Here is a 12,485-nt window from a genome sequence, read left to right on the forward strand (position 1 = left end):
TGCCGGGCCGCGCCAGCACTGGCGTTGCGGGGTGTCGGCGCGATGGCGCAACTGGTATTAACAAGGTATCAAAAACGCAACACCGTGACGGCAGGGGGCTGCGGCCAAGGTTGGCCGCGCCGGGTTCGGTATCCGCGGCGCGGATTCCACACCCGGGACGACAGCAGCAAAACTACGCGGTAAACCTTGGGCGTCGCGACGCTCAAGCACAAGCTGCGTGCTTAATCACCGCACACAAGAAAAAACCGCCCTCGCGGGCGGTTCGATGTGGCGGCAGCTAGCCCGGACAAGCGCAGCGCATCCGGGAACGCCGGCTAACGCGGCGACTTCTTCCAGCCGATCAGCCCCACGCCGGCTAGGATGATGGTCATCGACAGCAGCTCGGCGGGGCCGATGTGTTCGCCCAGCAGGCCGACCCCCAACAGCACCGCGATCACCGGATTGACGTAGGCATAGCTGGTGGCGGCCGCGGCGCTGACGTGCTGTAGCAGGAACATGTAGGCGGTGTAGGCGATCAGCGAGCCGAAAACGGCCAGGTACAGCATCGCCAGCCAGCCGGACAGCGGCGGCAGCGCCAGCAGCTGCTCGCCGCTGGCGAAACTGCCCAGCAGCAGCGCGATGCCGCCGGTGAGCATCATCATCGCGCTGGACATCAGCCCCTTGGGCTGGGTCAGATGCTTGCTCCACGCCGAGCCCAGCGCCCAGCCGGCCGAGGCGAACAGCAGCGCGGCGGCGCCGGCCGGCGACGCCTGCAGGTTGCTGCCCATGTTCAGCACCACGATGCCGACAATGCCCAGCAGCACGCCGGCCAGCTCCATCTTGCGCGGGCGGTGGCCGAACAGGCGCGCGAACAGGATGGCGAACAGCGGCACGGTGGCCACCACCAGCGCCGCCACGCCGGAGGACACCTCTTTCTGCGCCAGCGTCACGAAGCCGTTGCCGATGGCCGGCATCAGGATGCCGAGCAGGGTGGCGCCCTTCAGCTCCGCCAGCGTGGGATTGGCCGCACCGCGCCAGCGCAGGAAGCAGTACATCAGCGTGCCGGCCAGCACGAAGCGCACCCCGGCCATCAGGAACGGCGGCCACGACGTCACGGCGATGTGGATGGCAAAGTAGGTGGAACCCCAGATCAGGTACAGGGCAAGGAAGGCGGCGAGCAGTTTCAGCTGGTGCGAAGTCAGGTTCATGGCGGTCTACCGGTTGGGCTGCCAACAATGCCTTTCGCATCGCGGCGGCACAAGGGGCAAATGCCGAAAAGGCTGTTCTTGCCGCGGCATGGCCTTGATTCATAACGATATTGTCATAATCAGCAACAAACTGTTGCAACTATGCCAAGCAAACAAGCGGCAAGGTTGACGCAGGACAAGCGCTTGCCCGCTGGCCACTTGCCACGAGCGGTGGCGCCGTATAGTGGCGCCGACCCATTTTGCAAGAGGCGCACCATGAGCCCATCCTCCCGCCTATCCGGTGGACGAGAAATCCAGCTGGCCCCCGACGATCTGATCATCACCAAGACCGATCCTTCCGGCCACATCAGCTACGCCAACCGCACCTTCATGCGCATCGCCGGCTATGCCGAGCACGAGCTGCTGGGCAAGCCGCACAACCTGATCCGCCACCCCGACATGCCCCGCGGCGTGTACCGCCTGCTGTGGCAGACGCTGCAGGCGGGGCAGGAATTCTTCGGCCTGGTGAAAAACTACACCGCGCAGGGCGACTACTACTGGGTGTTCGCCAACATCACTCCCGACTACACCGCGCAGCGCACGCTGGCCGGCTACTACTCGGTACGGCGCCAGCCGACGCGCGCCGGCATCGCCGCGGTCACCCCGCTTTACCAGCAGATGTGCGCGATCGAGGCACAGGCCGGCAAGGCGGCGGCGCCGGACGCGTCGATGCAGTGGCTGCTGGCGCAACTGGCCGCCAAACAAGTCAGCTACCAGCAGTTCGTGCTGGCGCTGGAACAACCGGGAGCCGCGACATGAAACAACGCCGCAAATGGCCGCCACTGCTGCGCACGCAGATGGGCTACTGGCTGCTCACCTCCAACCTGCTGACCCTCTGCTACGTGGCCGGCAGCTTCTTCCTCGGCGATACGCTGCGCCTGGCGCTGGGCGCGCTGCTGGTCGTCGGCGGCAGCGCGCTGGCGCTGTACCTGTGGCATAGCAGCGGCCGCATCTTCCGCCTGCTGGACACCCTGCACCTGCAGCTGGGCCTCGCCTGCAAGGGTGAGCTGCACCACCGCGCCACCGATACCCGCAACCTGGGCGAGGTCGGGTTGGTGGCGTGGGAGCTGAACGACTTCCTCGACCAGATCGAGACCTACTTCAAGGAGGTCAACACCTGCTTTGCCCGCGTCAGCGCCGGCGACTACAGCCGCCGCCCGCTGAGCAAGGGCCTGCCCGGGGTGCTGGCCAGCTCGCTGCAGGCGATGGACACCGCCATCCAGGCGATGCAGGACAACGACAGCTTCGTGCGCCGCAACCGGCTGTCGTCGCAGCTGGCCGCGCTGAGCAACCCGCACCTGCGCAGCAACCTCGCCAGCAGCCAGCAGGATCTCGGCGCCATCAGCGCGGCGATGGCCGACGTTGGCCGCATCACCCGCGACACCGCTAGCGGCGCGCGCGACAGCCTGCACAGCGCCGAGCAGCTGTCCACCCAGCTGGACACCATCGTCGGCAGCGTCGGCAGCATGAACGAGGCCAGCAGCGCGCTGGCCGGCGAATGGCAGGGCATCGAAAGCTCGCTGGCGGCGATCTCCGACATCGCCGACCAGACCAACCTGCTGGCGCTGAACGCGGCGATCGAGGCGGCGCGCGCCGGCGAGACCGGGCGCGGCTTTGCCGTGGTCGCCGACGAGGTCCGCAAGCTGGCCGAACGCAGCAAGGACACCGCCAACCGCGTGCAGCACATCCTCGCCACCCTCTCCAGCCGCATCGGCCACATGCAGGCACGCGCCGGCGAGGCCGGCAGTGTCGCCGGCCACGTCAAGGAATCGGTGGAATCGTTCCGCCAGCGCTTCGCCAGCCTCGCCGGCCAGTCCGACCAGGTGCTGGCCCAGGTGCTCAGCGTGCGCAACAAGTCGCACCTGTCGCTGCAGAAGATCGGCCACGTGATGTACAAGCAGCAGGCCTACAACGCGCTGGAGGAAGGCAAGCCGCTGGGCGAGCACCACGACGGCCTCGACCTGGGCGCGCTGGACAGCGGCACGCAGCAGGCCGAGCTGCAGCGGCTGGCAGAGCAGATCCGCCGCCACGGCAGCAGTGCCATCAGCGCCGCGGCCACCGGCGGCGCGCTGGAGGAGGCGCGCATCGTCGCCGACATGTGCGAGCTGGAGCGGCACAGCGACGCGCTGCTGGCGCTGTTCGACCGCCTCGCCGACAGCGCCCCCGCGGCCGGCGGGCGCTAAGCGGCGCGCCTCACCGGGCAAGCCCGCGCGCGACAAGGCGAACACGGCCAAGCAAACCGCGCTGACAAGTCGTGCAGGCGTGCTGAACAGCGCACGCCCGTGCGCCGCAGATACTCGGCGGCTGCGGCCAACGTTGGCCGCAGCGTCACAACCCGCCGCGGGTCAGCTTGGCCGGGTCCAGCAGCCGCGCCAGCTCGTCGCGGCTGAGATCGGTGTTTTCGGCGGCGACATCGATGATGGCACGGCCCTCGCGGTAGGCCTGCTTGGCGATCTCGGCGGCGCGGGCGTAGCCGATCACCGGATTCAGCGCGGTGACCAGGATCGGGTTGCGCGCCAGCGCCTGCTGCAGCCGCGCCTCGTTGACGCTGAAACCGGCGATGGCCTTGTCCGCCAGCAGCCGCGACACATTGGCCAGCAGCGCGATGCTGCTCAGCAGGTTGCTGGCGATCAGCGGCAGCATCACGTTGAGCTCGAAATTGCCGGACTGCCCCGCCACCGCAATCGCTGCATCCAGCCCGATCACCTGCGCCGCCACCATGCAGGTCGCCTCCGGTATCACCGGGTTGACCTTGCCCGGCATGATCGACGAGCCCGGCTGCAGCGCCTCCAGCTCGATCTCGCCCAGCCCGGCCAGCGGCCCGGAATTCATCCAGCGCAGGTCGTTGGCGATCTTCATCAGCGACACCGCCGTGGTGCGCAGCTGGCCGGACAGCGCCACCGCGGTGTCCTGCGCCCCCATCGCCGCGAAATAGTCCGGCGCCGGCACGAACGCCAGCCCGGTCAGCGCCTGCAGCTCCTGGCAGAAACGGGCGGCGAACTGCGGGTCGGCGTTGATGCCGGTGCCGACCGCGGTGCCGCCCTGCGCCAGCTGCAGCAGGCTGGGCCGCAGCTGCTGCAGGTGGCCAACGTTGGCCGCAATCTGCTGCGCCCAGCCGTTCAGGCTCTGGCCCAGGCGTACCGGCATCGCGTCCATCAGGTGGGTACGGCCGGTCTTGATGTGGTGATCGACCTGCTGCGCCTTGGCCTGCGTGGTCTGTTGCAGGTGCTGCAAGGCCGGCAGCAGCTGCTCGCGCAGCGCCAGCGCCGCCGCGATGTGGATGGCGCTGGGGATGGTGTCATTGCTGCTCTGCGCGCAGTTGACGTGGTCGTTGGCGCTCACCGCGCTGCCCAGCGCGCGGCTGGCGAGGGTGGCGATCACCTCGTTGGCGTTCATGTTGCTGCTGGTGCCGGAGCCGGTCTGGTACACGTCCAGCGGAAAGTGCGTCATCAGCGCCGCGTCGTCCAGCAGCTGGCGGCAGGCGGCGGCGATGGCGTCGCCCTGCGCCGCCGTCAGCTGCCCCAGCGCGACATTGGCACGCGCCGCCGCCAGCTTGGCCAGCAGCAGCGCGCGGATGAAGCCTTCCGGCAGGCGCTGGCCGCTGACCGGAAAATTCTGCACCGCACGCTGGGTCTGCGCGCCGTAGAGGGCGTCGGCCGGCACCGCCAGCTCGCCCATGCTGTCCCGTTCCATCCGTACTGCGCTCATCATCGTTCTCCTGCCGGTTGCCTGCGGCCGTCTGCCGCTTGCTTCACTGTAGACCCTGTGCGCAGCCGCGCTGCGGCCATGAAAAAAGCCGACGCGGGGCGTCGGCTTCAAGGCAGAACGGGCAGGTGTGACACCGCAGCCCGTGCGCTCAGGGCATGCCGTTCCTGCCGTGCAGCAGGTAGCCTAGCCGCTGGCTCAGCCGCTCGTAATAGGCCGCCACCGCCGGCAGCGGCGGATGCGCGAGCGGGGTGGCAAACCAGCGGTGTACCGACAGCCCGATGGCGATGTCGGCGAGTGAAAACGCGTCGCCGCTGACGTAGGCCCCAGTACTGTCCAGCTGTCGGTCGAGGATGGCCATATGCCGCGACCACGTGCTGCACGCCTGCACCAGCGCGGCGCTGTCCTGGTGTTGCGGCGAATGCCGGACCAGCGACATGAAGGCATAGCTCCACGCGTTGTTGAGATCCGTAGCCTGCCAGTCCAGCCATTGGTCCACCCTGGCCCTGGCCTGCGCTGGCGTCGGATAGAACGACTCGCCGCCGTAGCGGGACGCCAGGTAGCGGATGATGGTATTGGATTCCCACAGCACGAAATCACCGTCCCTGATCACCGGTACCATGGCGTTGGGATTCAGCGCCATGAATTCAGGGCTGTGCGTCGAGCGGAAGCCGGCGCCCCAGTCCTCGCGCTCGAATGCGATGTCCAGCTCGGCGCAGGTCCAGAGGACCTTGCGCACATTGATCGACGATGCCCTACCGAGTATCTGCAGCATTGTGTGTCCTTAGCGTTGGTGACCGGGCGCCGGCTGACGCCGGCCGTACGGCTTATTACGGGGGAAAATCAGCGGCAGCCTGGCGAGGCGACACGGCACGGCGGCGGCCGGCACATCGCGTCAGCGTGCGGCCAACCTTTGCAGGATATTGGAAAACTCTTCCATGAAGGAGTCGAAACGGCCGGCGAGGCGGTCGACGTCGGCGGCGAAGCGGTTGTAGGCCACCACCGCCGGGATCGCCGCGAACAGGCCGATGGCGGTGGCGATCAGCGCCTCGGCGATGCCCGGTGCCACCGTGGCCAGCGTGGCCTGGCCGGCGTTACCCAGGCCGATGAAGGCGTGCATGATGCCCCACACCGTGCCGAACAGGCCGATGTAGGGGCTGACCGAGCCGACGGTGGCGAGGAAACTGTTGTGGTGGTCCAGCGCGTCCAGCTCGCGCTGCGCGGCGGCGCGCATCGCGCGGCGGGCGCCGTCCAGCTGCTCGGAATTGTCGACGCCGCCCTGGCGCCGCAGCTTGATGAACTCGGCAAAACCGGCCTGGAACAGCTTCTCCACTCCGGCGGAGCGATGATGCTGGCGGGTGTCCTCGTACAGGCGGTTGAGGTCAATGCCGCTCCAGAACTGCTGCTCGAAGTCCTGGGTGGCGAGGCGAGCGCGGCGCAGTACCGCCAGCTTGTTGAAGATGATGCCCCACGACAGCAGGGACAGCACCACCAGCCCCGCCATCACCAGCTGCACCGGCAGGCTGGCGTGGAGGATAAGACCAATGACCGAAAGTTCTTGCACGATGGCTCCTGGGTTGGCGGTCAGCGCAGTACGCGACCGGTATCGAGATCGATGATGGTGGAAGGCTTGCGCCGCTTGCCGATGCGGCCCTGCAGCGTCAGCACCCGCGCACCGAAGGCCTGGCGGCAGCCGCGCGCCGTCTTCAGCGAGCGCTGGCCGGCGCGGTTGGCCGAGGTCGACACGATGGCGTGGCCCAGCGCCTGGCACAGCGCCGCCGCCTCACCGTGGGCGGTGATGCGCACCGCGATCTTGTCGTGGCGGCCACGCAGCAACGCCGGCACCCGCGGCGCGGCCGGCAGCAAAAAGGTGTACGGCCCCGGCCAGTAGCGGTTGACGACGGCCAGCTGCGCCGGCGTCAGCGGCCGGATCAGCGGCCGCAGTTGCTCAAGGTTGGCCGCAATCACGATCAGGCCCTTGTGGTTGGGGCGCGCCTTGATCGCCAGCAGGCGGCGGATGGCGCGCACGTCGAACGGATCGCAGCCCAGCCCGAAACAGGATTCGGTGGCGTAGGCGATCACGCCACCCTGCTGCAGGTGGCCGCGCGCGGCATGCTGTTGCCCGTGGCGGGGCAGACGGGGAAAAGGACGGTTCACGTAATGGCAGGTCGCAAGGTGATGACCGGACAGACCGCGCGCGCCGCGGCGGGTTCCGTTCAGTCGTTCAGGTATCGGGCGTTGATTCTAGCCACTGTGCCGTCTTTGTGCATCCCTCGCAGGTGCTCGTTGAGCAGCCGCACCGTGCCGTCCGCCATCATCTGGTTGCAGGCGAGGTAGAGAAAGACGGTATTGAAAGTCAGCAGCGGGCGCAGCCCGGTGGCCTTTTCGCGGGCGATCAGCGCGGCGCCGAGGTGCTTGCCGGTCGCCCACAGGTCGATGCGGCCGGCGAGCAGCTTGCGCAGGTTCTGCACGTCGTTGGACGCCAGGTCGACCTCGAAGCCGCGGGCGATCAGGTATTGGGCCTCGGCATCACCGGTATAACCGCCCAGCCGGTAGCGCCGCGCCGCCTCCAGATTGCTCAGCTCCTGCGGCCCGTCGTCGCGCCCGTACAGCACCCACTGGTTTTCCACCACCGGGCCGATCCACTTCAGCTGGTACTCGCGCTGCTCGGTGCGTGCCGTGGAGTAGACGCAGGTGTTCGGTTCCAGCACCGCGCTGTTGTAGGCGCGCACCCACGGCAGCAGCTCGATGCGGTAGCCGATGCCGGCGCGACGCATGATTTCGCGCACGACATCACTGGACAGGCCACCGATCCGGCCGTCCGCCAGCTGCATACTGAACGGCGGAAAGTCTTCGGTCAGCAGCCGCAGCTGCAGCGGCTCGGCGGCGTGCACGGGCAACGCCAGGCAATACAGCAGGCCAACGCGACGCAGGAAGTTCATGGCATACCCTTTCTTGCCAACGCTTACTGCAGTGTAGACCGCGCGCACGGCCCGCTACCGCAAGCTTTTCCGCGGTAGCCACCATGAAAAACGGCACCCGAAGGTGCCGTTGCCTGCCTGCCGTCACGCCTTACTTGGCGCGGTTCAGCGCACGGTTGCCGATGTCGCGGCGCAGCTGCTTGCCGGCGAACTGGATCTGGTCGGCGACCGCGTACGCCTTCTGCTGCGCCACGCGCACGCTGTCGCCGAGGCCGACCACGCACAGCACGCGGCCACCGCTGGTGACCAGCTGGCCGGCGTCGTTGACGCTGCTGCCGGCGTGGAAGGTGAAGGTGTCGTCGGTGGCGGCCGGGATGGCGCTGATCACGTCACCCTTGCGTGGCGCGTCCGGGTAGCCGGCGGCAGCCAGCACCACGCCCATTGCCACGCGGCGGTCCCACTCCGCTTCCACCTTGTCGAGGGTGCCGTTGATGCCGGCCTCCAGCAACACGGTGAAGTCGGACTTCAGGCGCGCCATGATCGGCTGCGTTTCCGGATCGCCGAAGCGGCAGTTGAACTCGATGGTGTACGGGTTGCCCTGCTTGTCGATCATCAGCCCGGCGTACAGGAAGCCGGTATAGCTGTGACCGTCGGCCTTCATGCCGCGCACCGTCGGCAGGATGATGTCGCGCATCGCGCGGTGGTGCACTTCCGGTGTCACCACCGGTGCCGGGCTGTAGGCGCCCATGCCGCCGGTGTTGGGGCCCATGTCGCCGTCGAGCAGGCGCTTGTGGTCCTGGCTGGTGGCCATCGCCAGCACGTTGTCGCCGTCGACCATCACGATGAAGCTGGCTTCCTCGCCTTCGAGGAAGTCCTCGATCACCACGCGCGAGCCGGCGTCACCCATCTTGTTACCCAGCAGCATGTCGTCGATCGCGGCGTGCGCCTCGTCCAGCGTCATCGCCACCACCACGCCCTTGCCGGCGGCCAGGCCGTCGGCCTTGATCACGATCGGCGCACCCTTGCGGGCAACGTAGTCGTGGGCGGCAGCGGCATCGCTGAAGGTTTCGTAGCCGGCGGTCGGAATGCCGTGGCGCTTCATGAAGGCCTTGGCGAAGTCCTTGGAGCTTTCCAGCTGCGCGCAGTACTGCGTCGGGCCGAAGATCTTCAGGCCGGCGGCGCGGAAGGCGTCGACCACGCCGGCGGCCAGCGGCGCTTCCGGGCCGACCACGGTCAGTTCGATCTGCTCGTGCTTTACAAACTCGATCAGCTCGGGAATGGCCGTGATGGCGACATTGCTCAGGTGCGGATCGAGCGCGGTACCGGCGTTACCCGGCGCCACGAATACCTTGGACACGCGCGGCGATTGCGCCACACGCCAGGCCAGCGCGTGTTCGCGGCCGCCGGCACCGATAACGAGTACTTTCATGACTCAGCTTCCTTGAGGTCGGATCTGCCACGGTTGGCCGCAGGCTGCGGCCAACCTTTGCAACGATTGAAGATTAGTGGCGGAAGTGACGCACGCCGGTCAGCACCATGGCGATGCCGTGCTCGTCGGCGGCGGCGAACACCTCGTCGTCACGCATGGAGCCGCCCGGCTGGATGATGGCCTTGATGCCCTGCTCGGCGATCACGTCGATGCCGTCGCGGAACGGGAAGAACGCGTCACTGGAGGCCACGGCACCGATCAGGCTGAGGCCGGCATCCTGCGCCTTGCGCGCGGCGATGCGGGTGGAGTCGACGCGGCTCATCTGGCCGGCGCCGATACCGGCGGTCTGGCCATTCTTGCAGAACACGATCGCGTTGGACTTCACATACTTGGCGACGCGCCAGGCGAACAGCAGGTCGGCCATTTCCTGTTCGGTCGGCGCACGCTTGGTCACCACGCGCAGCTCGTCGAGGCCGACGTTGCGGATGTCCGGGGTCTGCACCAGCACGCCGCCGCCGACGCGCTTCAGCTCGTAGCGGTTGGCACCGGCTTCCAGCGGGATCTCCAGCACGCGCACGTTTTTCTTGGCGGCGATGATGGCCTTGGCTTCGTCGGTGAACGCCGGTGCCATCAGCACTTCCAGGAACTGGCCGGTCACCGCTTCAACGGTCTCGGCATCCACCGGACGGTTGAAGGCGATGATGCCGCCGAAGGCGCTGGTGGTGTCGGTGGCGAACGCCAGCTTGTAAGCGCTCAGGGTGTCGCTGGCGATGGCCACGCCGCACGGGTTGGCGTGCTTGACGATCACGCAGGCCGGCGCGTCGAAGGTCTTCACCGCTTCCCACGCCGCATCGGCGTCGGCGATGTTGTTGTAGGACAGTTCCTTGCCCTGCAGCTGGCGGTAGCCGGCGATGGTGCCGGCGGCCGGATCGAGGTCGCGGTAGAAGGCGGCAGCCTGGTGCGGGTTCTCGCCGTAGCGCATGTCCTGCACCTTGATGAACTGCGCATTCAGGCGGTTCGGGAACGCCACGCGTTCCGGCACGCCGCTGTCGACGCCTTCGACCAGGCTGGTCAGGTAGTTGGAGATCGCACCGTCGTAGGCGGCGGTGTGGGTGAACGCCTTCTTCGACAGGTTGAGGCGGGTCAGCTTGGACAGCTTGCCGCCATTGGCCGTCATTTCTGCGGCCAGGGTTTCGTAGTCAGCGGCATCGGTGACGATGGCGACGTGCTGCCAGTTTTTCGCAGCGGAGCGCACCATGGTCGGGCCGCCGATGTCGATGTTCTCGATGGCGTCTTCCAGCGGGCAGTCCGGGTTGGCGATGGTGGCTTCGAACGGGTAGAGGTTCACGCACACCAGATCGATGTTGCCGATGCCGTGTTCCTGCATGGTGGCGACGTGCTCCGGCAGGTCGCGACGGCCGAGGATGCCGCCGTGCACTTTCGGGTGTAGGGTCTTGACCCGGCCGTCCAGCATTTCCGGGAAGCCGGTGTAGTCCGATACGTCGATCACCGGCACGCCGGCGTCGCGCAGCAGCTTGGAGGTGCCGCCGGTGGAGAGGATTTCGACACCAAAGCCGGCCAGGGCCTGGGCAAATGCCAGTACGCCGGTTTTGTCAGAAACGCTGATCAGCGCACGTTCGATCTTGGTCATGGTTTTCTACCGCCTTCAAAGTAAAACGTGGCAACGGGCACGCCCGCGGCCAACTCAAATCTTGCTGTATACCGGCCGGCGCGCTGGCGCCGGCCGGTGCTGGTGATCCCGTCCCCCGCCCCTGCGCTGCAGGGGAGTTCGTTATCCAAAGAAAAGCCATCCGCGACGGCGGATGGCTTCGGTTTCAAATCAGGTCGTACGATTTCATCTTCTTGCGCAGCGTGTTGCGGTTGAGGCCGAGCAGCTCGGCCGCGCGCGTCTGGTTGCCCTGGGTGTGGTTGAGCACCACCTCCAGCAGCGGTTTTTCCACCCGCGCCAGCACCATGTCATAGATGGCGGCCGGCATCTCGCCGTCCAGGTCGCGGAAGTACTGCTCCATCGCCAGCCTGACGCAATGGGAAATATCGTCGTTATTGTTGTTCATGGTTTGCCGCTTCGTATTGTTGCTTAATCGCCCGCACACTCTGTCGCGTCCTCATCCTCGTGCGGTCCGGTGGACACGTACTCCAGCCGCTCGGAACTGGCCGCCAGCTGCGCAAAATACTGTGCCACTGCCTGGCGCTGCGTGCTGGTCGATTCCAGCGCGTACATCGCCTGACGGAATTCGTTGCTGCCACGCAGGCCGCGGGTGTACCAGGCGATGTGCTTGCGCGCGATGCGGCAGCCGGAATATTCGCCGTAAAAACGGTACAGCTCGTCGAGGTGGCCCTGCATGATGTCGTCGATCTCGCTGATGCGCGGCGGCAGCAGCGTCTCGCCGGTATCCAGAAAATGCTGGATCTCGCGGAAAATCCACGGCCGCCCCTGCGCGGCGCGGCCGATCATGATCGCGTCGGCGCCGGTATCGTCCAGCACCTGCTTCGCCTTGTGCGGGCTGTCGATGTCGCCGTTGGCGATCACCGGGATCGCCACCGCCTGCTTCACCGCGGCGATGGTGTCGTACTCGGCGGCACCGCGGTACATGTCCTCGCGGGTGCGCCCGTGCAGCGCCAGCGCCGCGACGCCGGCCTCCTCGGCCATCTTCGCCACCTGCAGCGCGGTCTTCACCTCGCTGCTCCAGCCGGTGCGGGTCTTCAGCGTCACCGGCACGTCCACCGCGCGCACCACCGCGTCGAGGATGCGGCCAACGTTGTCGAGGTCGCGCAGCAGCGCGGAGCCGGCGGCGACATTGCACACCTTCTTCGCCGGGCAACCCATGTTGATGTCGATGATCTGCGCCCCGCGCGCCACGTTCAGCTGCGCCGCCTCGGCCAGCATCGCCGCGTCGCCGCCGGCGATCTGCACCACGATGGGCTCGACTTCGCCGCTATGGTCGGCGCGCAGCAGGGTTTTCTTGGTGGTCCACAACGCCTTGTTGGCGGTGATCATCTCCGACACCGCCATGCCGGCGCCCAGTCTCTTGCACAGCATGCGGAACGGCCGGTCGGTGACACCCGCCATGGGGGCAACGATCAGCTGGTTCTTGAGCGTGTAAGGGCCGATTTGCATTGCAAAAGAAAGACATGGAGGGCGAAAGGGCGGCCATTGTACTGCCTTTTGCGCAGGCGGTAAAA

General features: G+C 67.1%; 12 protein-coding genes. 2 read left to right on the plus strand and 10 right to left on the minus strand.

The window, feature by feature from the left end:
• Positions 1 to 314: 314 nt before the first annotated feature.
• Positions 315 to 1,187 (minus strand): drug/metabolite exporter YedA, encoded by an 873-nt coding sequence (gene yedA / locus NOM55_RS15100; protein ID WP_120812371.1) that lies wholly within the window; start codon positions 1,185 to 1,187, stop codon positions 315 to 317.
• 255 nt (positions 1,188 to 1,442) lie between these two features.
• Between yedA and NOM55_RS15105 the strand changes: the two genes are divergently transcribed.
• Both NOM55_RS15105 and NOM55_RS17465 read left to right on the plus strand, forming a co-directional pair.
• On the plus strand, positions 1,443 to 1,985 hold the full coding sequence (locus NOM55_RS15105; RefSeq protein WP_047968340.1) for a PAS domain-containing protein: 543 nt from the start codon (positions 1,443 to 1,445) through the stop codon (positions 1,983 to 1,985).
• Positions 1,986 to 2,578: 593 nt separating this feature from the next.
• Complete coding sequence (locus tag NOM55_RS17465) at positions 2,579 to 3,409, plus strand: methyl-accepting chemotaxis protein (RefSeq protein WP_255909501.1); 831 nt, start codon at positions 2,579 to 2,581, stop codon at positions 3,407 to 3,409.
• Between the two features lie 145 nt (positions 3,410 to 3,554).
• Here the strand turns inward: NOM55_RS17465 and NOM55_RS15115 are convergent, their stop codons facing one another.
• From NOM55_RS15115 to dusB, 9 genes are all read right to left on the minus strand, one after another.
• Complete coding sequence (locus NOM55_RS15115) at positions 3,555 to 4,934, minus strand: aspartate ammonia-lyase (protein ID WP_255909503.1); 1,380 nt, start codon at positions 4,932 to 4,934, stop codon at positions 3,555 to 3,557.
• A gap of 148 nt (positions 4,935 to 5,082) precedes the next feature.
• Complete coding sequence (locus tag NOM55_RS15120; RefSeq protein ID WP_255909431.1) at positions 5,083 to 5,706, minus strand: glutathione S-transferase family protein; 624 nt, start codon at positions 5,704 to 5,706, stop codon at positions 5,083 to 5,085.
• Between the two features lie 120 nt (positions 5,707 to 5,826).
• Positions 5,827 to 6,495 carry a protein TolQ gene (gene tolQ / locus NOM55_RS15125; RefSeq protein WP_189375167.1) on the minus strand — a complete coding sequence of 223 codons (669 nt, stop codon included), beginning with the start codon at positions 6,493 to 6,495 and terminating at the stop codon, positions 5,827 to 5,829.
• A 20-nt stretch (positions 6,496 to 6,515) separates the two neighbouring features.
• Positions 6,516 to 7,088, minus strand: coding sequence for an L-threonylcarbamoyladenylate synthase (locus NOM55_RS15130; protein ID WP_238377372.1), 573 nt, complete (start codon positions 7,086 to 7,088; stop codon positions 6,516 to 6,518).
• 59 nt (positions 7,089 to 7,147) lie between these two features.
• On the minus strand, positions 7,148 to 7,873 hold the full coding sequence (locus tag NOM55_RS15135) for an ABC transporter substrate-binding protein (RefSeq protein WP_255909432.1): 726 nt from the start codon (positions 7,871 to 7,873) through the stop codon (positions 7,148 to 7,150).
• Positions 7,874 to 8,003: 130 nt separating this feature from the next.
• A complete protein-coding gene (gene purD / locus NOM55_RS15140) occupies positions 8,004 to 9,281 on the minus strand; it encodes a phosphoribosylamine--glycine ligase (RefSeq protein ID WP_255909433.1) in 1,278 nt (425 codons plus the stop codon).
• A 73-nt stretch (positions 9,282 to 9,354) separates the two neighbouring features.
• The gene (gene purH / locus NOM55_RS15145; protein ID WP_255909434.1) at positions 9,355 to 10,932 is read right to left on the minus strand and encodes a bifunctional phosphoribosylaminoimidazolecarboxamide formyltransferase/IMP cyclohydrolase; all 1,578 of its coding nucleotides are present in this window, start codon (positions 10,930 to 10,932) and stop codon (positions 9,355 to 9,357) included.
• Between the two features lie 184 nt (positions 10,933 to 11,116).
• Entirely contained in the window at positions 11,117 to 11,356 is a 240-nt protein-coding gene (fis, locus tag NOM55_RS15150; protein ID WP_047968348.1) for a DNA-binding transcriptional regulator Fis, read from the minus strand.
• A 23-nt stretch (positions 11,357 to 11,379) separates the two neighbouring features.
• The gene (dusB, locus tag NOM55_RS15155) at positions 11,380 to 12,420 is read right to left on the minus strand and encodes a tRNA dihydrouridine synthase DusB (protein WP_255909435.1); all 1,041 of its coding nucleotides are present in this window, start codon (positions 12,418 to 12,420) and stop codon (positions 11,380 to 11,382) included.
• Positions 12,421 to 12,485 lie beyond the last annotated feature (65 nt).

Source organism: Vogesella sp. AC12 (assembly GCF_024437575.1).
Classification (GTDB): Bacteria; Pseudomonadota; Gammaproteobacteria; order Burkholderiales; family Chromobacteriaceae; genus Vogesella; species Vogesella indigofera.